Here is a 17,803-nt window from a genome sequence, read left to right as displayed (position 1 = left end):
CTTCTATTCCCTGCAAAAATTGACGAAAGCCCCTGAACCTCGCACCATGGGCGGGAGTGTTTACAGGAAGCCGCATCCCGCAACATGACCGAACAAGAAATCGAAGAAGCCCTCATCCAGAAACTGGGCGATTTGAAGTACAGCTATCGTCCGGATATTCATGATCGGGCCGCACTGGAAGCCAACTTCCGCCATCATTTTGAAGCTCTGAATCATGTTTCCCTCAATGACAGTGAATTTGCCCGATTGTTGGAGACGATGGTGACCCCTCATGAATACCGCTGAAAATATTGATCAGGCCCGCAATCCCGATTTGCGTGCTTCCATGGCAGCCATGCGCCGAGCTGCCCAACTGGCCAGACAGATCGCCATACAAACCAATACCGGCATTGTGATGGTTCGGGATGGGCAATGCGTCCGCATTTCCGCCCAAGAACTCCGCGAAGCCGATGCCGAGGCCCAGCTATCAACCGGAACCGCCGATGTCTGAGCGAAACACTTTTGCTCATGGGGCCATATCTAAAGGAAAAAACAGCTACCACGAAAAGCGCTCTGAATGGTTACGCTGTGTCCTATGAAAACGGGGTTCCAGGGTGAATGTTAGCCTCAAATCAATCTGCTGAATATCTTCTTACGGCTGTTGTGAGCTGCGTTTTTTTAAGACCATATTTCCATCATTTCCGCATTTCGGGCAGGCTCCGGCCCTGATCGCTCCCTTTTCGAGAAAGGTCAGGGGTTTTTATGTTGTAGGTCACGACCATCATGGTCATCGCAAAGCCTACGCGTACTTGGCCGATGGTCCGAATGCGATTGCCGCCCATTTGTTCTATGGCCGCAAATACATGCTAAATTTTCGCCCGCACTTTGGTGGTTTTACGATTATGATTTTGTTGGCATTCTGAGAGACGGAGAGGGGATGGCTGCCATTGCGTTGGATACATCCCCCGGTAACCTTGAGCCTTCGGTTGTTCTGCACGCTCGACACATGTTTAATGCCTCGGCAGAAGTAGATTGGCTTTCTGCCATTTTGGGGATATTCAGTTCGTTCCTTTTCTCACCTGCAATATTTGTTTGCAGGGTGGATATTTTGTGTAATTTTTGCAGCCCCAGAATTTTTTCCCCGTTGTTCTACTGGTTCTTAGCACCATTTTGATACCGCAATGTGGACAAGTTGGCGTGGTGTGGTCTCCTTCTGTTGCAAATGCCAGCAATCGCGCCTGCGACAGAGTAGGCAATTGTTCAATCAGTTCGATGAAGCGTTTTCCATCAACAAGAATAATATGGTCTTCCTTGGCGAGATCCTCGGCGGCTTTGGTGAATGTGCCATTGGTGATAAAAGTCCCGAACGGCGCTTTTTCATGAGTCATCGTACCCAAAAGCTGTCGAACAAGCGCAATCCCTATAGATTTATCTGGCCATGCTTTGCACTGGGTAACAGCGATTAATGCGCCTGATTCCCGATGGAACAAGCGAATATCTACACCGCCATCGGCACCAAGCCCTGTGGTGGTACTTTTCAGGCCGCATTCACGGTGATATTCATTACAAAGATCCTCAAACCGTTTCCATTCGAGATCTTTAAGTAACGACAAGGACCATCCATTGATCTGCTTAGGATCGGGGTTGGTGTAATTTGATGGGTTAATATTCTGGAATTTTTGAGTGGGCTTTGGTGGCTGATATGCAGGCTTGTACGTTGTGGATGGTACCTCGGGCACTGAATCACGGGTGAGAAACAATATGAACGCCATGAATCCGAAAATCAGCGCCAAAATACTGCCGAGTATCTCAAAAAGTGGCGTCAGTATCTTCAGGATGGGATTGATCTGAAAAATAGCTGGCAGAATCAGCCAAGATGAAAACAGGATGAAGCCTGCGAGGATAGCCGGGCCGTTCCAAGCAGGGTCAGTCATGGTGGCGATGTTTAGTAGTGGGCTTCCGCTGGAACCTCGGTATCTGCGGCGTTTTCTATAATAGGCCATCGGCGGCTCTTTATGCGGCTGTATGAGTATGTTCCCAGTGTGCAAAAAGCGGCAAGGGTTGTCGAGACGTGACGGTTGTTGGATAGCGTCGTCTGGAAAAAGGAGCATTCGTCTGAGCAAGTCAGTAACCGGTCCTGGTTTATAAGGTGCACACTTAGTTGCGCAGCAAGTTGATGACTGATCGCCTGTCCAGCATACTGATCCCATAAGAATACATTGTGATCAGTACATGGATTGCAGTATTCCGCAGAAAAGGAAACCGCATGGCCGCAGATCAAAGTCCTGTCCTCATCCTACCATCAACAACTGCTCCGACATGCGTGTGGTCCGCGTTATCAGATCGGTCTTTGGCGCGGGTGTCCGATACGGTAACATCATCGGCAACTTGCTGGGTGGTGTCTGCCCTATTTTTGCTGGCAAGCAGGTGGATCACCTTAAAATGATTGCCCATACCCGACACAACGATCTAGAACAATTGGCCGATTATGGCCGGCTCTCTTGGAGCCAATGCCATATTAGGGGTGCGTTTTGATTTATATTGGTTTTATTCCGATTAGGGCACTCAATGAATGAGTCCACTGCCTGTGATCCGGCGTGTTTTTTGATGAAGTATGAAGCTTGGACGGGTTGTTTGACGCATACAGGAGTTTGTAATGCTTGAGATTCCAGATGGTCAAGAGCACACAGTGTTTTTATTAGGAGCTGGATTTTCAGCAGAACGTGGCCTTCCGCTGATGGATGGTTTTGTCTACAAGATGATCGAGGCAAATGGTTGGTTACGTAAGGCAGGTAGAGAGGAAAAGAGTGCCGCTATTAGGGAGCTGCTCAAGTATAGGCATGACATCTCATCTGCTGCCCTACGGTGTGCTATAAGACCAGATAATATCGAGGATTTGCTGAGTGCTGCAGCAGCCGAACCCGCTGGTAGTTATAGCGAGTTAGATAGGAATATCAAAACAGCAATAGCTGCCACCATAGATTATACGGAAAAGCAAACTCCCATGCCGAGGGGCATAGGTATTATTTTGGATCAAACAGATATTAGTTCAAGAATGCTACCGCCATCATGGGATATGGATGGCCACGAAAAGATTAACCCCCATGGTCCTAAAAATACAGCAATTGTACCAATATATGATTTCTATGTCGCTGCGTTGACTAACCACCTGTATCATGGTGATAATGGTGATTATACATTTATTACTTACAATTATGATCTGCTATTGGAGCGGTCGTTAAATGCGTTAGGGATACCCATGTCATACGGATTTACGGCCAATGAGATTGTTTCAGAAAATCAAAAAGGCGGTTTTATTACTAATAATGTTCGCTGGAATGTGCCGATGGATAGCCGCCCATCAAATTGTGTTATGGTTCTGAAGATGCACGGGTCTATAAACTGGTCGTTGGAGCGCACAGTAGATAACCCATACCTATTTATAAAAGATGAATATTATAAAGGTTTTGGAGAATGTGAGGGTTTTATACAGCCACCAACATGGCAGAAAAGGCAAAACAGTAGAGGAGGAAGCGAGACGGATGGTGGTCTTCTTTCATTGTGGAGCAATGCGATAAAAGCCCTTTCTACAGCTACAAAAATAGTGGTTATCGGTTACTCCTTCCCAATAACAGACTATTATGTCAAGTCTATGTTTCAGATCGGCTTAAAAAATAACATAGGGCTGCGGAAGTTTTTGGTTGTTAATCCATCCCTAAATGGCGAAAAAAGCAAAGACGATTACATATCTCGCATGCGTACCATATTTAATGAACAATTTATGAACAGCGGCCTTGTGGAGTTTGTTCCGTATGGACTGAGAGATGTTTTGGGTCGGGCCGCTGACCAACAGAATCCCTGTAACCTTTTTAGCGAGTTCAATCCTCAGTCCGTAGGGAGATTGCTGCCTTTTACCTCGATTTAAATATTGACTGTGAATATTACCGCCTACCACGCTAAACTCTTTGCCCACGACCTGACACGGCGCTCTGCCGACGATGGTACTGACCGGCTGTCTTCTGCACTCTCTGATGCTCAGGTGGACCTGAATCCGCATCAAATTGAGGCAGCCCTTTTTGCCCTGCGCAATCCTTTTTCCAAAGGGGTCATCCTGGCCGATGAAGTGGGGTTGGGCAAAACCATTGAGGCGGGGCTTCTGCTGTCCCAATTTTGGGCAGAACGACGGCGTAAGCTCCTGATCATTCTGCCCGCCAATCTGCGTAAACAATGGTCCCAGGAATTAGCTGAAAAATTTCATCTGCCGTCCATCATTCTTGAAACCAAGAGTTTCAACGAGGCAATCCGTAATCGCAACCTAAACCCCTTTGTTCAACCGCAAATTGTCCTCTGTTCCTTTCAATTTGCCCGTACAAAAGACGCCTATCTCCAGCAGGTGGCTTGGGACCTGGTAGTCATCGATGAAGCGCACCGCTTGCGTAACGTCTATCGCGGTTCCAACAAAATCGCTAACGCTATCAAACAGGCACTGGCCCCATACACCAAGGTGCTGCTGACCGCTACGCCATTGCAGAATTCTCTTCTGGAACTGTATGGTCTGGTCAGCATCATTGATGAATATGCTTTTGGGGATTTGAAGAGCTTCAAAGCCAAATATTCCCGGCTGTCCAGTGACGATGATTTTGAAGAACTGCGGGAACGCCTGAATCCCTTGTGCAAACGCACGTTGCGCAAACAGGTGCTGGAATATGTGAAATACACCAGCCGCCATGCCTTGGTGCAGGATTTCTTTCCAACCGACGATGAACAACGACTGTATGATGAGGTGTCGGAATATCTCCAGCAGCCCATTCTCTATGCGCTACCCTCCGGGCAACGCCAACTGATGACCTTGGTACTACGCAAGTTATTGGCGTCATCATCCTATGCCATCGCCCATACTCTGGATGGTTTGGTCATAAAACTGGAGAAAGCACTGGCAGAAGCGGCGCTGGTGGACAGTCCACCCGAAGACCTTGGAGAAAATTGGGAGGACCTGGATGAACTGACCGACGAGTGGGATGGTGAAGAAAACCCGGAAGCGATCGTTAACTCGCTGACATCTGCGGAAATTGAAGGGATGAAAGCGGAAGTCCTTAAATTGCGAGAGTTTCATACGCTAGCCCGATCCATCATCCAGAATTCCAAAGGCGAAAATCTGTTGACCGCTTTGCGGCGAGGGTTTTCTGCCTCTGAAAATGCCCAAAAGCGCCAAGGTGCAGCAACCCTTCAGCAAAAGGCCGTTATTTTTACCGAATCCCGCCGTACTCAAGAATACCTACTGGAATTACTTGCCGAAACCGAGTTTGCCGGTAAAGCCATTCTGTTCAACGGCACTAACAATGACTCGCAATCCAAGGCCATCTACCGGCGCTGGATGGAACAGTATGCCGGCACGGATCGGATCAGCGGTTCCCCGACGGCTGACATGCGGGCTGCCCTCGTGGACTGTTTTCGGGATGAAGCATCCATTCTGATCGCCACCGAAGCCGCTGCAGAAGGGATTAACCTGCAATTTTGCAACTTGGTTGTGAATTACGACCTACCTTGGAATCCGCAACGTATCGAGCAACGCATTGGCCGTTGTCATCGGTACGGGCAGAAGTTCGACGTGGTGGTGGTCAATTTCCTGAATAAGCGCAATGCCGCTGATGTACGGGTTTACCAACTGCTGGATGAGAAGTTCCGCCTGTTCAACGGCGTTTTCGGGGCCAGCGATGAAGTGCTTGGCGTGGTGGAGTCTGGCGTGGACTTTGAAAAGCGGATCGCCAGCATCTATCAGAAATGTCGCTCACCGGGGCAAATCTCCTTTGAATTTGATGCCCTGCAAAGTGAAATGGAAAGCGAAATCACCGGAAACCAACAGGACGCCCGTGAAAAACTGCTGAACAATTTTGATATCGAGGTCATTGAAAAGGTGAAGGTGCAAAGTGCCCAAACACTGGATACCTTCAATGCCCGCCTCTGGAGTGTTACCCGGTTCATGCTGGACGGTTATGCCGCCTTTGATGATGCCGGGCACGCATTCCGCCTGGAGAATCGAAAAGCGGGCTGGCAGGATTGTCCCTTGGGTAACTACAGAATGGCCGTCAGCAAATCGGATTCTACCGACATGGCCGGTCAGCACACCTATCGGTTAGGGCATCCTCTGGCACAGCGGATTCTGGCCGATGCCCAAGAGATGCAGCTGCCCGTGGCCGAGGTGGTCTTTCGATACCCAGAATCTGGGAAGCATATCGCCATACTGGAGCCGCTGGTAGGGCAATCCGGCTGGCTGGCATGTGGCCGGTACCGCATGGATGCGATAGAGTCTGAAGATCATCTAGTATTTGCCGGTATGACGGATGATGGACAAGCAATCACCATGGATCAATGCAGACGGTTCTTTGATTTGGACGGTGAGGTGGTCGTTAGGGATGCGATTAAGGTCGGGCAATCGATGGAAGATGGACTATATGACCAACTGACGACACGTTGGCAGGCGCTGGCAGAAGATATAGGCAAAAGGGATGGCACCTGGTTCGACGTGGAAATGGATAAGCTGGATCGCTGGGCCGATGATCGGCGAATATCCCTGAAAGCGGAACTGGATGATCTGGAGCAAAAAATTAAAGAAAAGCGCCGTTTGGCTCGGCAAGCAGCAAATATTCCGGATAAGCTCGAAAAACAACGGGAACTCCGAAAGCTGGAATCTCAGCGGGACGATGCCTGGCGGACCTATGATCAGGCATCACGTGACGTGGAGAGAAAAAAAGACGATTTGCTGGATGATATGGGGAACCGGATGAAGCAACGGACTGAGGAAGAACTGCTGTTTGTGATGCAGTGGCGGCTCACATGAAAATTCCGAATGACTCAATTCCTGAGGTCTATGCTGCTGCGGCAGATGTTTACCGAGGTCTCATTTCCAAAGATGATGCCGTTGAACGCTTGGTGCGGGACTTCTCGCTTAACCGTACCTCTGCCTCCAATATGATCACGAATCTTGATGGTATGCTTAAGGGCAGAATCCTGAAGCGGGCTATGAACGATTTTACTTGGGATTATTTTCTGCAACACATACGGGAAGATTTTGGGCCGGAAGCGTTCGATACTGCATTACAGGCAGGTGAGCAGCATGTGGATTACTACGAATCTTTGGGCAGAGGAAAGCGGCCCTCTTTGCGTGCCCTACTTGCCCGGTATGGGAGACAGACCATTGGGAAGACTGCGCATCCAGTCGCGACGGTGTCCAACACCCTATACCCAGATGACATCGATGACCCCGCCAGTGTCCTGATCGAAGGCGCTTTGCAACGGGTCACCGTGAACAGGTACGAACGTGATCCTGTAGCCCGTCAAAAGTGTATCGAACACTATGGGGCGTTATGCGTGGTCTGCGGCTTTGATTTTGAGAAACGGTATGGCGATATTGGTGCCGGTTTCATCCATGTGCACCATCTGGTGGATATTGCAACAATAGGTGACCGGTACCAAGTGGATCCGGTTAGGGACTTGCGGCCCGTATGCCCTAACTGCCATGCCATGCTGCATCAAGAGAAGCCGGCGATGTCGGTAGAAAGTCTAAAGCGGATATCAGAAACACAATGATTTCATGTGGAATAGTAAATTATTGGTATTCGACAAATGTTTTATTTTCTGAATAAGATAAATTGACTATCGTATTTTTAAGGGAGGATTATATGAAAACTAAAGATTTTGATCAACTAGGGATAAAATCCTATATGGCAATTGGTCTCATAGCCTATTTAGTGGTTTCTACCTTGATGTTCGTTGCCCTTATGGTTCTCGATTCGGTCTCCGCTAGTGAGCTTGCAATGCAGAATGTTATTGCAACAATAGTGCAGGCCACGCTAGCTGCAGCAGCGTTGTTTGGAGTTTCCATTGCTGTGCTTTATGTGGCTAAAAATACCGATATAAGTACAGAAAGGCAGGCGTTGGCTCATGAGTTGGCAGCTGAAACCGCTTCATTGAATAGAATTGAAAAATATCTGCTTGAAGTAACAACTCCTCTATGGAATATTAAGAACGCCATAGATGATATGTTTGTTTTCGCCAAGGCCGAATCTGCTCGGCTTTCCGAATTTTGCGTTCTAGATGTTGAGGATGCCAGAATACTTTGGCTAGCCATTCGTATAGATTTAGAAGGAGATAAATTTTTTACTGAAGAAGATCGTAAATTTTTCGATATATACATTATTAGTTCAATATTGTCCGGCAGAAAGGAAATGTCCTTTGGTCTAGATAGGAATAAAATTCTTGACGATGCGTATAGTGCATATAAAAAAGAGCCTGATCAGTTTTATCGAGAAGTACAATCCTATGATAGTAAAAAAAGAAATCAGAGCGCTATATGCCTACATTATGATAATGTAAATACAGTTGACAAAGAAAAAGAAAATAAATTCATTGAACTTGTTAATAATGGTGACATGGAAAAACCGCATGCCGTTAATAGCTATAAGGTCGAAAAATATAATGATATTTCTATTATTATTCTTTCTTGGTATTTCCTGGAAAATGCTGGAATTGAGGTTAGGAAACGGCTTGACTTTCTAGACATTGTTTGTAGGAGTGAGAAATTTCGTCTTCTGGTTAACCCGTCAGATACACAAAATGTTCAGGCAGGTATTAAGTCTCACAAATCCTTTAAATTACAAGACGATGGCACTGTCTCGGCTGAACAAGAGGCTCGGTGGCGTAGTGAAGCGGAGTTTGAAAACGATGTAGGAAAAGGCTTTACCGGTGAAATGGAAGAATGGGAAATTCTTCGTGATATAAAAGCTATAAATAAGCTTTTTACTGAAATATATTGCGATAAAGTCGTCAATGTTGGAATCGAAGATTACTTGGAGAAGACATTGGCACGCCTGAATGATCTGTCCCATATTATGAATGAGGCTTTTAGGCTATTAAACGAAAATATACTGCCGGCGTCTTATGTGACCGCCTGCCTGAAAATGATTTACAAGGAAGCAGAAAAAAAGTTTACACCTAGCAGCATTGAGACTGCGGTTTCGGAGAGCTCCTTACAGATTGATATGTTTTCAAAAAAAATAATCAATGAAGATAGATACGCTGCACTAAGCGATATTCAGAAAAATGGACTTATCGACTGCTACGGGAAGTTATTTGTGAGGTTATGTTTGGCTTTCGTGAACGTAATTCCTTATGTTATTTTAGATTTGGTAAAGCCTATAGAGATAGAAAACAACAAGAGAGAAGAGCTTTTCGAGAAAGGAAAGCAGAAACAAATAAAAGAGGCCACAAGAAGCCCATTGGTCGATGCTTTAAAGCTTCAAGAATTTATTCGTAGAGAGTTAAATTATACTGAAATAAAACCCCTTGATAGCATTCAAGCGGATCTCGATACAAGTATATTTGCTATGTCTCAGGAGTTCTGGGAGCTTGCGAAGGAATGGCGTGAGATCAACGCGCCTCTTTGATCTGTTGGAATGTATAAGTTTTTATGTTCAAGTTTTATGATGTTGTTGAGACTTAAAAACCAGTTTTTTTGTGATATAGTAAAAATAAGGATGATAATTGGTGAACGATAAACTTAACCTCCAATCCCTCAACATCCCCGAAGAAAAACGGGAAGAACTGCTGCGCCTCTTTCCCGAAGTCCGCACGGAAGGCGGTCAGATCGACTTCGACCGCTTGCGACTGGCTCTTGGCGATATGGTGGATACAGGCAAGGAACGCTATGGTCTGAACTGGCCCGGCAAATCCGCCTGTTTCAAGGCCATCCAGACGCCGAGCATGGGCACCTTGCTTCCCGCACCAGAGGAAAGCGTCAATTTCGATACTACGGAAAACCTGATCATTGAAGGGGACAATCTGGAAGCGTTGAAGCTCTTGCAGAAGTCGTACATCGGCAAGGTAAAGATGATCTATATCGACCCGCCGTACAACACGGGCAACGACTTCATCTATCCAGACAACTACAGCGAAAGTTTGCAAACCTATCTGGAGTATACCGGGCAGACCGGAGAAGAGGGTAAGCGGTTTAGTAGCAATACGGATACTGATGGCCGGTTTCATTCCAAATGGTTGAACATGATGTATCCTCGGTTGTATTTGGCTAGGGATTTGTTGAGGGATGATGGGGTTATTTTTATTAGTATTGATGATGGTGAGGTGGCGCATCTAAGAGAAGTTCTTTCGGAATTATTCGGCGAAGAAAATTTTATTGTCAATGTTGTTTGGCAAAAAAAGTTTTCACCGCAGGCAAACGCTGTTGGGTTTTCCGATTCACATGACCATATTCTGGTGGTTGCAAAAAATAAAGAAGTATGGAATCCAAATCTTCTTGCTAGATCCGAAGAGGCCGATGCCCGTTTTGAAAATACAGACAATGATCCGCGTGGTCCTTGGAGTTCTGGAGACTTCACTATTAGTCTTACAGGTGGTCAACGTGGAAATCAATTTATGAAAACAGGGGTTAGCCAAAATATATATGAAATAATCACACCATCTGGCCGTATACTTACTCCGCCTAAAGGAAGGTGTTGGGGCTCTACGCCTGAAAAATTTGCTCAGTTAGTTGCAGATAATAGAATCTGGTTTGGCGAATCAGGTAATAACGTTCCTCGTATAAAGAGATTCCGATCGGAAGTGCAGGATGGTATTGTGCCTTCGACGTGGTGGCCACACACGGAGAGCGGTCATAACCAGGAAGCAAAGCAGGAACTAAATGCCACTTTAGGAGATGCTGCTGGTACTTTTGATACACCGAAACCAGTTAGATTGATCAAACGCATGCTCGATATTGCGACAAAAAATGAGGATAAGGAGATCATCCTTGATTTTTTTGCTGGTTCAGGAACAACGGCTCATGCAGTAATTAAACAAAATGGTTCAGATAATGGTAATCGTCTTTTCATTTTGGTTCAGCTCCCAGAGTTGATCCCAGAATCATCGCCAGCAAGACGATTTGGATTCGAAACCATCGCTGACATCACCAAAGAACGTGTCCGCCGTGTCATCAACAAGCTAAACGACGAGGACGGCAACGAAAAGAATCAGGATCGTGGCTTTCGGGTCTTCAAACTGGCCGAATCCAATTTTACGCCGTGGGATGGTTCCGTCGACCAATCGCCGGAAGATATATCTCTACAGATGGAAATGCACATTGAGCACGTCCGCCAAGGTCGCATTGATCAGGATATCCTGTACGAGATTCTGTTGAAAAGCGGCTTTCCTCTGTCTATTCCCGTGGAGACCCTGCAGGTGGACGGGAAAACTGTATACAGCATCCATGACGGCATCATGCTGGTCTGTCTGGACCGGAACCTGAGCATGCCCTCGGTGCAGGCTATCGTGGACCGATTGCCAGAGCGAGTGGTGTTCCTGGATGAAGGCTTTGCCGGTAACGATGCCTTGAAGGTGAACGCCAAGGAAGCCTGCAAGCTGAAAAACATCGTGTTCAAAGTGGTCTGACGGTCATGAAAATTCAGTTTGACCCCAATCAGCCTTTTCAGCGTATCGCCGTGTCCGCCGTGGTGGACCTTTTCGATGGCCAGCCCCGTGGAGAAGATGCCTTCACTGTCACCAAGTTCTCAGGGAATGCCTATGGCAATTTGGGCATTGGTGCCGAACAATCAGAATTAGGGCTGGGAAATCGCTTGTTGATTGACGATGCTGCTCTCCATGAGAATGCTCGGAAGATTCAGGACCGTAATGACATTGAGCAACCTGATCCGGCACTGCCATTGGAAGGCTGGACCATTTTTGATCCCGTTGCCAACCAACCCCGGCTCTGTCCGCACTTTTCCACTGAAATGGAAACGGGCACCGGCAAGACCTATGTGTATTTGCGCACCATCTATGAACTGGCAACCCGCTACGGCTTTAAGAAGTTCATCATCGTGGTTCCCGGTGTGGCAATCCGGGAAGGTGTGTTGCACAGCATCGAGATCATGAAAGCGCATTTTCGTGGGCTCTATAACAACCTTCCGGTCGAACATTTTGTGTATGATGCTAAACGGATCAACCGGCTTCGGCAGTTTGCCACCAGCAATACGGTGCAAATTCAGGTCATCAATATAGATAAATTTCGGAAAGACGATAACGTCATTTTCAAGGAAAGCGATAAACTCAGCGGTCGTCAGCCTATCGAATATGTGCAGGCGGCCCGGTCTATTGTCATCATTGACGAACCCCAGAGCGTGGACAACACCGATAAATCCCAGGAAGCCATCAAGGCGCTGAACCCGCTGTGTACCTTGCGCTATTCGGCAACGCATAAAAACCCCTACAACCTAGTGTACCGGCTGGACCCCATCCGGGCCTTTGACCTGAAATTGGTCAAGCAGATTGTGGTCGCCAGTGTCCGGGCTGATGAGGATGCCCGGTATGGCTATATCCGGCTGGATGAGGTGATCGACAGAGCCAGATCGGTAAGAGCCAAACTGAGTATCCACAAGCAAGGCCCCAAAGGCCCCAAGGATGCAAGAATTACTGTCGGACAGAATGATGATCTTTTTGTGAAATCCAGCGAGATGGCGGTGTACAAGAATGCCTATGTCGTTGCAGAAATCAGTGCTGAAAAAGGCGATGAACATATCCGTTTCGCCAATGGCTTGCGCATTAATCTGGGCAAGGAAGTCGGTGGTGTGCAGGATGATGAGCAGCGAGCCCAAATCCGTCTGACCATCCAGAAGCACCTCGATAAAGAACTCATGCTGCATGGACTGGGCAGGAGTATCAAAGTCCTGAGCCTGTTTTTTATAGATCGGGTCGCCAATTATCGGACCTATGATGCCGATGGGTATTCCATGCCTGGCCCTTTTGCCCGCATCTTCGACGAAGAACTGGCGGCCATGGCACAGAAGGAAAAATACAAACCGCTGAGTTGGTTGCAGGACAAGGCCAATCTGGAAGCCGTGCATAACGGCTACTTCGCCAAAGACGGTAAAGGGAAGCTGAAAGACAGCCGTGGAGATACCCAGGCTGATGATGAGGTGTACAACCTGATCATGAAGGAGAAGGAGCGCCTGCTGTCCATGGATGAACCATTACGCTTCCTGTTCAGCCATTCGGCGCTGCGGGAAGGCTGGGACAACCCCAACGTCTTCCAGATATGCACGCTACGGGAAATGGGCAGCGAACAAGAGCGCCGGCAGACAATTGGCCGTGGTTTGCGACTGCCCGTGGACTCGGATGGCCTGCGGGTCATGGATGATTCCATCAACCGCCTGACCGTAATCGCCAATGAAGGTTATGCTGCTTTTGCAGACGCTCTGCAAAAGGAATATGAGCGGGATTGCGGTGTGACCTTTGGGAAAATTCCCATGACGGCATTGAGCCGCCTATCGGTGGTGGATGGTGATACCGAAAAACCCATTGGCCGAGAAAAGGCTGAAATATTGAAAGCAGCATTGTTCGATCAGGGATTGCTGGATCTGGATGGCCGCATCCTGCCTGCCTTTGACCCCAAACGGCAAGGCTTCCGTGTGGTTGTGCCGCCTGTCTTGATGAGTGAAGGTATCACCTCTGCGGACGTGATTGATTTGCTTTACAAATACCGCATGGAACGGCATGTGCAGAAGGATAAGGATGAACGGCCCAATCCATTCAACAAGCAGGTGTTGCTAAATCCGGATTTCAAGGTGCTGTGGGATCAAATCAAACCCCGTACCCGTTATCGGATTGGTTTCACCACGGATGAGTTGGTGACGACTGCTGCCAAAGCCCTCAAGGAAATGCCAGCCATCAAAAAACCGGTCGTGCATGTGGATGAGGCTGCATTGCCGGTTGGTGGCGGCGGCGTGGGCACCAGAATGATTACCAGTTCATCCATGGATGGTGGTGCAACGGTGACGGCCATTCCGGACCTTATCGCTTACCTTCAGGAAAGCACAGGTCTGACCCGGCATAGCTTGGCTATGATCATCAAGCGGTCGGAAACCATGCAGCAATTCATTAACCATCCTCAGCGGTATCTGGATCAGGTGGCGGCCATCATCAACAAGGAAATGGCACGGCTGATTGTGGATGGCATTGAGTATGAGCGGATCATGATCGGCCCGGAGGCTGAGTGGGAAATGCACCGGCTCGAGGAGTCCGAAAAACTGGTGGATTACCTGACCAGCCTGAAGGTCGAACATCCTGACAAAACACCGTACCCCTACATCGAATATGAGTCGCAGGTGGAACTGGAATTTGCCAGGAAGATGGACAGTCGTGAAGATATTCTGGTTTTCGTGAAACTGCCCAAATGGTTCAAGGTGGATACCCCAGTAGGCACCTACAATCCGGATTGGGCCATTGTGAAGCGGGATGAGGAAGGCGAGAAGAAGTTGTATCTGGTTCGGGAAACCAAGGGCACGAAGGACATGAACAAGGTGCGTCCTGATGAGCGGGATAAGATTCGCTGCGGCGTAAAACACTTCGAAGCGCTTGGTGTGGATTATGCGTATGCGGTGAATGGGGATGAGGTTTAAGTGGACGCCAATGAATTAAGTGCTGCTCTACGTAGCGTCCCGTTTGCTAGATAAAGTTTCTGGCCATATCTTCGTAGGAAAAAAAGGGTTTAGAAAATAGGTTATAGTTTTTTCATAATATAATATAAAAAAGCATTGGGAGAAGCTGCATGGAAAAAAGTAAAACATGGTCTTGGATTGTTTTATGGGTGACTCTGTTATATTTAGTGGTTGAGACATCATTTAGTTCTGAGCTGTTGAATATCGTCGGACAAAATGCTTCTACAGCAGATATTACGGCTATTGAACATTGGGGTCGATGCATTTCCGGTTTTGCCGTTGGCCTTATTTTGTGGTCAGTGTTGACGCCAGATTTATCCATTTTCGGGATGCGCCCTTTCAAAAAGGTTTCTCGTGCATTGATCATCAATATTGTCGTTACCTTTTTCACCATGATTTTTGTTTATCATTGGGAAATGCAGATTGTCCATACTGCCAAATCAGACAATAGTGGTACCAAACGTAAAGAAGCTGTGTATGCGGCTTTTGTGCGTACTGGACTGCTCAAACATACCGTACAACTGACCGGCATGGACTCCAAAAACATCAATTACAAGACACCAGAAGGAAAATCATTTATTGCCTTGTTGCCATTATTGGCTGACTCAGATGGGGGGTTGTCCTCTAAGGTTCATGGTGTATTGAAAAACGTTTTAGAGGAAAACACGATTGTTCAAGAGCAGGGCGCACAAGGATTTTACAATAAAATCTTCATTCCATCAGCGCAATATATGGATAAAGCATGGACACGCTATCAGAGCATGGTAAACCATCTGAATAGTGCTTACGAAAAAGCCAATGCTGCACCATCTTTTGAACAAAATGCCATTATTAAAAAAGCCAATAATCAATTTAATGCGACTTTCCGCAAAGCTTTTTCTATTCATGGGTATCCACCTGCAACCGTAAATCCTTCCACAGTGCATAATGCACAGGAATTCTTTGGTCTACCGGCCATTCGTAGACTTTGGAAGCATTACCTTCATTTGTCAGGGTATGTACCACCCATGATGCCCAACGAAAGCTATCAGCAAGTAAAATCTGCCGTATGGCCGGTATTTCTCAACGATGCCGCAAACAAGGCGCTTAAAACCTTTCAATCGAATGCCAACGATTTTCGTGATGGTGGTATTTATGCGCAAAAAGGAAAAAACGCCGTGGTACTTTTGACGGTTCCTGCTATGGCCCTTATTTTTTCTGTGATTGGCATGCTTATTCATTCCACAAAAGTGATTTATTACCTACAGAAAGTCTCTCATAAGAAAGAAGATGATTCTGAAAGTCGTCACGTTTTGTTTTTTTGGAGAGCTTTTGTCGCTTTAGCGGTATCTGGTAGTGTGGCTTGTTTTTTTTACTTTTGGTCAAACGATATGACGCAATCCGCACTTTATCACCATCTGATCATGGAATATCAAAAAAATGGTCATGGTCTGTGGCCTGACTGGATGATTACATGGATTATCCAAGCAGAAAGATTTGTCTATCCTGTAGCGGATTTTTTGCGCAATCATGTCTTGATGGGATTTCATTTCGGAGTAGGACCATTAGCAAGAACGATTTCTACATCATAGAGAGATTATTATTTATCGCTTTTTACTGATTAAAAATGAGGCGTAACATCATGAATAATTTTAGTAAAATAAAGAAACATACCATTATATTTGGTGCTTTTGTTCTCAGCGGTTGTGCGAATCTTCCGCCGATTATGCAGGATCATGACGGTACTTATGGATTGTATTTGCCGACCAATCAACAATTGATGAGTGCTATGCTTTATCAACAGGATGCCAAGTTTACCGTGGCTAATGGAAAAACTTGCATCTTGGAGCACAATACTTTAAATGGTCATGTGCGCTTTCTTTACCCTGATGACACTTTCAATCAGATGCACGGATGGCGTGATGTCAAATATGTTTACAGCGAAACCTTGCCTGATGGACAAGTTCTGGGGATTTTTATCGTTGATATTAACGGGCAAATCACAGAAGAATTGGTTATTTTCCATCCACACGGTATTTCTTATGTCCCATTGGGGACCAATGGCATTGCTTATGCAGTAAGAAGGGTCACGGAAAATCACATTTTATTTCAACAAGTGAATGTGGGAAACCCGATGCTGCGACTGTACACCATTCCTCAAGGCACGTTATCTCGTGCTGTATTGCAATCTACGTTGACCGCGCAAGAGAATGCGGAGCGCGAACAAAAAATGCAAAAAGCGAGGGCTGAACAAGAAAAGCAGGAACGTGAAAAGGAAAGACGTGAACGCATGATTGAACGACAACGTGAAGAAGCGGTTCGTCCACAACGGGTATTTGTCCCACAACGGGCTGTTACCCCCATACAGAGCGAACCCAAACGCCAAGAACATATGGATGTACAGATTATCTCCATACAAGGTGGTGCTATTCCTGTTCAATCCAGTGTTCCAGCCGGTCATCAAAATGTCAGACCACAAACTGTCAATCTGCAATAAAGGAAAATAATATGTTAAAAAGTCTTTTGTTAATTACGATTGCTGTTCTGTTGATGTCAGGTTGCGCTGATATGGTTCAGAAACCACAAGTCAAAGTGGTTTCCATACGTTATGCAATTATTACCAAACATTCGCAAGAGATAGGGGTGAGATTGGCTATACATAACCCTAATGACTTCTCTATTCCCATTCAAAAAGGTTCAGCAAATATCACGGTAGAGGGGCAACGTATTGGAAAAGGCGTCATTCCGCGAGCCATCAAATTACCTGCAGATGGATCGGTACAGATCACCATCCCATTGCAGATGAACGTTGCTTTGTTGAAATCTGATTTACCTGAAATCCTTCTTGAAGGAAAAGTGAGTTACCTCATATCAGGGAAAGTTATGATATCCAGTCGTGGGCATACTTATTATCCGTTTACCTATAAAGGTACTCTCAATACATCTGAAGCAGAAAAAATAATTAAACGAATAGCATAATAATCACAGAAAACACATATTTTCACGTTAAGTAACTCAAATAAATAAAGGATTTATTTCATGTCTTATGACAAAAAAGCAGACTTTTTAAAATATCAAGAATTGATTCGTTTTCAGGATGTTTACCGACAATGGCGATTTTCTATCGCCATTTACCGGTTGTTTTGATGCTGGCGATAGCGGCCATTACTTTTTTTCATATCAACAGAATTTTCATAGTGTAGAAACCATTTTTATTTCTACAGGTGTTATTACCACGATTGTTTTGTTGCTGATGTATCCATTTCATACAGATAGGCACCTTGATAAATCTTCCCATTTCAGTTGTATATGATAAAATATAACCAATTGAAAGAAATAGGGTTCCTCGACAGATCGAGTGG

The 17,803-nt window shown here is 46.2% G+C and carries 12 protein-coding genes and 1 pseudogene; 11 read left to right on the top strand and 2 right to left on the bottom strand.

Going from position 1 to position 17,803, the window contains the following annotated elements; translation table 11 throughout:
* The first annotated feature begins 84 nt into the window (after nt 1–84).
* On the top strand, nt 85–285 hold the full coding sequence (locus tag HJG40_RS02620; protein WP_226856919.1) for a PDDEXK family nuclease: 201 nt from the start codon (nt 85–87) through the stop codon (nt 283–285).
* Nucleotides 272–490, top strand: coding sequence for a hypothetical protein (locus HJG40_RS02615; RefSeq protein ID WP_215862756.1), 219 nt, complete (start codon nt 272–274; stop codon nt 488–490). Before HJG40_RS02620 ends, HJG40_RS02615 begins: the two co-directional genes overlap by 14 nt.
* A gap of 141 nt (nt 491–631) precedes the next feature.
* On the opposite strand, the pseudogene HJG40_RS15020 reads toward HJG40_RS02615, so the two are convergent.
* Nucleotides 632–980 (bottom strand): annotated as a pseudogene (locus HJG40_RS15020) (hypothetical protein); the annotation flags it as partial.
* A 57-nt stretch (nt 981–1,037) separates the two neighbouring features.
* Nucleotides 1,038–1,982 carry a restriction endonuclease gene (locus HJG40_RS02610; protein ID WP_215862755.1) on the bottom strand — a complete coding sequence of 315 codons (945 nt, stop codon included), beginning with the start codon at nt 1,980–1,982 and terminating at the stop codon, nt 1,038–1,040.
* Between the two features lie 653 nt (nt 1,983–2,635).
* Between HJG40_RS02610 and HJG40_RS02605 the strand changes: the two genes are divergently transcribed.
* The 9 genes from HJG40_RS02605 (at nt 2,636) to HJG40_RS02565 (ending at nt 17,420) form a co-directional block, all read left to right on the top strand.
* Nucleotides 2,636–3,904: an SIR2 family protein gene (locus HJG40_RS02605; RefSeq protein ID WP_215862754.1), complete on the top strand. Its 1,269-nt coding sequence runs from the start codon at nt 2,636–2,638 to the stop codon at nt 3,902–3,904.
* 9 nt (nt 3,905–3,913) lie between these two features.
* Nucleotides 3,914–6,817 (top strand): SNF2-related protein, encoded by a 2,904-nt coding sequence (locus HJG40_RS02600; RefSeq protein WP_215862783.1) that lies wholly within the window; start codon nt 3,914–3,916, stop codon nt 6,815–6,817.
* Nucleotides 6,814–7,566 carry an HNH endonuclease gene (locus HJG40_RS02595; RefSeq protein WP_215862753.1) on the top strand — a complete coding sequence of 251 codons (753 nt, stop codon included), beginning with the start codon at nt 6,814–6,816 and terminating at the stop codon, nt 7,564–7,566. Before HJG40_RS02600 ends, HJG40_RS02595 begins: the two co-directional genes overlap by 4 nt.
* A 92-nt stretch (nt 7,567–7,658) precedes the next feature.
* Nucleotides 7,659–9,422, top strand: coding sequence for a hypothetical protein (locus HJG40_RS02590; RefSeq protein WP_215862752.1), 1,764 nt, complete (start codon nt 7,659–7,661; stop codon nt 9,420–9,422).
* A gap of 100 nt (nt 9,423–9,522) precedes the next feature.
* The gene (locus tag HJG40_RS02585) at nt 9,523–11,418 is read left to right on the top strand and encodes a site-specific DNA-methyltransferase (protein WP_215862751.1); all 1,896 of its coding nucleotides are present in this window, start codon (nt 9,523–9,525) and stop codon (nt 11,416–11,418) included.
* A gap of 5 nt (nt 11,419–11,423) precedes the next feature.
* Nucleotides 11,424–14,423 (top strand): restriction endonuclease, encoded by a 3,000-nt coding sequence (locus HJG40_RS02580; protein WP_215862750.1) that lies wholly within the window; start codon nt 11,424–11,426, stop codon nt 14,421–14,423.
* Nucleotides 14,424–14,572: 149 nt separating this feature from the next.
* Nucleotides 14,573–16,033: a hypothetical protein gene (locus HJG40_RS02575; protein WP_215862749.1), complete on the top strand. Its 1,461-nt coding sequence runs from the start codon at nt 14,573–14,575 to the stop codon at nt 16,031–16,033.
* A gap of 50 nt (nt 16,034–16,083) precedes the next feature.
* A complete protein-coding gene (locus HJG40_RS02570) occupies nt 16,084–16,938 on the top strand; it encodes a hypothetical protein (RefSeq protein WP_215862748.1) in 855 nt (284 codons plus the stop codon).
* 11 nt (nt 16,939–16,949) lie between these two features.
* Complete coding sequence (locus tag HJG40_RS02565) at nt 16,950–17,420, top strand: LEA/WHy family protein (protein ID WP_215862747.1); 471 nt, start codon at nt 16,950–16,952, stop codon at nt 17,418–17,420.
* Nucleotides 17,421–17,803: the final 383 nt, after the last annotated feature.

It is taken from the genome of Acidithiobacillus concretivorus (assembly GCF_018853445.1).
Lineage (GTDB): Bacteria > Pseudomonadota > Gammaproteobacteria > Acidithiobacillales > Acidithiobacillaceae > Acidithiobacillus > Acidithiobacillus concretivorus.
The sequence above is the reverse complement of the archived record's forward strand: the minus strand, read 5'-3'. Positions and strand labels throughout refer to the sequence as shown.

Bases quoted from the DNA above. Each gene is read 5' to 3' on its own strand.
- HJG40_RS02620 (WP_226856919.1), top strand. From the start codon at position 85: ATGACCGAACAAGAAATCGAAGAAGCCCTCATCCAGAAACTGGGCGAT.
- HJG40_RS02615 (WP_215862756.1), top strand. From the start codon at position 272: ATGAATACCGCTGAAAATATTGATCAGGCCCGCAATCCCGATTTGCGT.
- HJG40_RS02610 (WP_215862755.1), bottom strand. From the start codon at position 1,982: ATGGCCTATTATAGAAAACGCCGCAGATACCGAGGTTCCAGCGGAAGC.
- HJG40_RS02605 (WP_215862754.1), top strand. From the start codon at position 2,636: ATGCTTGAGATTCCAGATGGTCAAGAGCACACAGTGTTTTTATTAGGA.
- HJG40_RS02595 (WP_215862753.1), top strand. From the start codon at position 6,814: ATGAAAATTCCGAATGACTCAATTCCTGAGGTCTATGCTGCTGCGGCA.
- HJG40_RS02590 (WP_215862752.1), top strand. From the start codon at position 7,659: ATGAAAACTAAAGATTTTGATCAACTAGGGATAAAATCCTATATGGCA.
- HJG40_RS02580 (WP_215862750.1), top strand. From the start codon at position 11,424: ATGAAAATTCAGTTTGACCCCAATCAGCCTTTTCAGCGTATCGCCGTG.
- HJG40_RS02575 (WP_215862749.1), top strand. From the start codon at position 14,573: ATGGAAAAAAGTAAAACATGGTCTTGGATTGTTTTATGGGTGACTCTG.
- HJG40_RS02570 (WP_215862748.1), top strand. From the start codon at position 16,084: ATGAATAATTTTAGTAAAATAAAGAAACATACCATTATATTTGGTGCT.
- HJG40_RS02565 (WP_215862747.1), top strand. From the start codon at position 16,950: ATGTTAAAAAGTCTTTTGTTAATTACGATTGCTGTTCTGTTGATGTCA.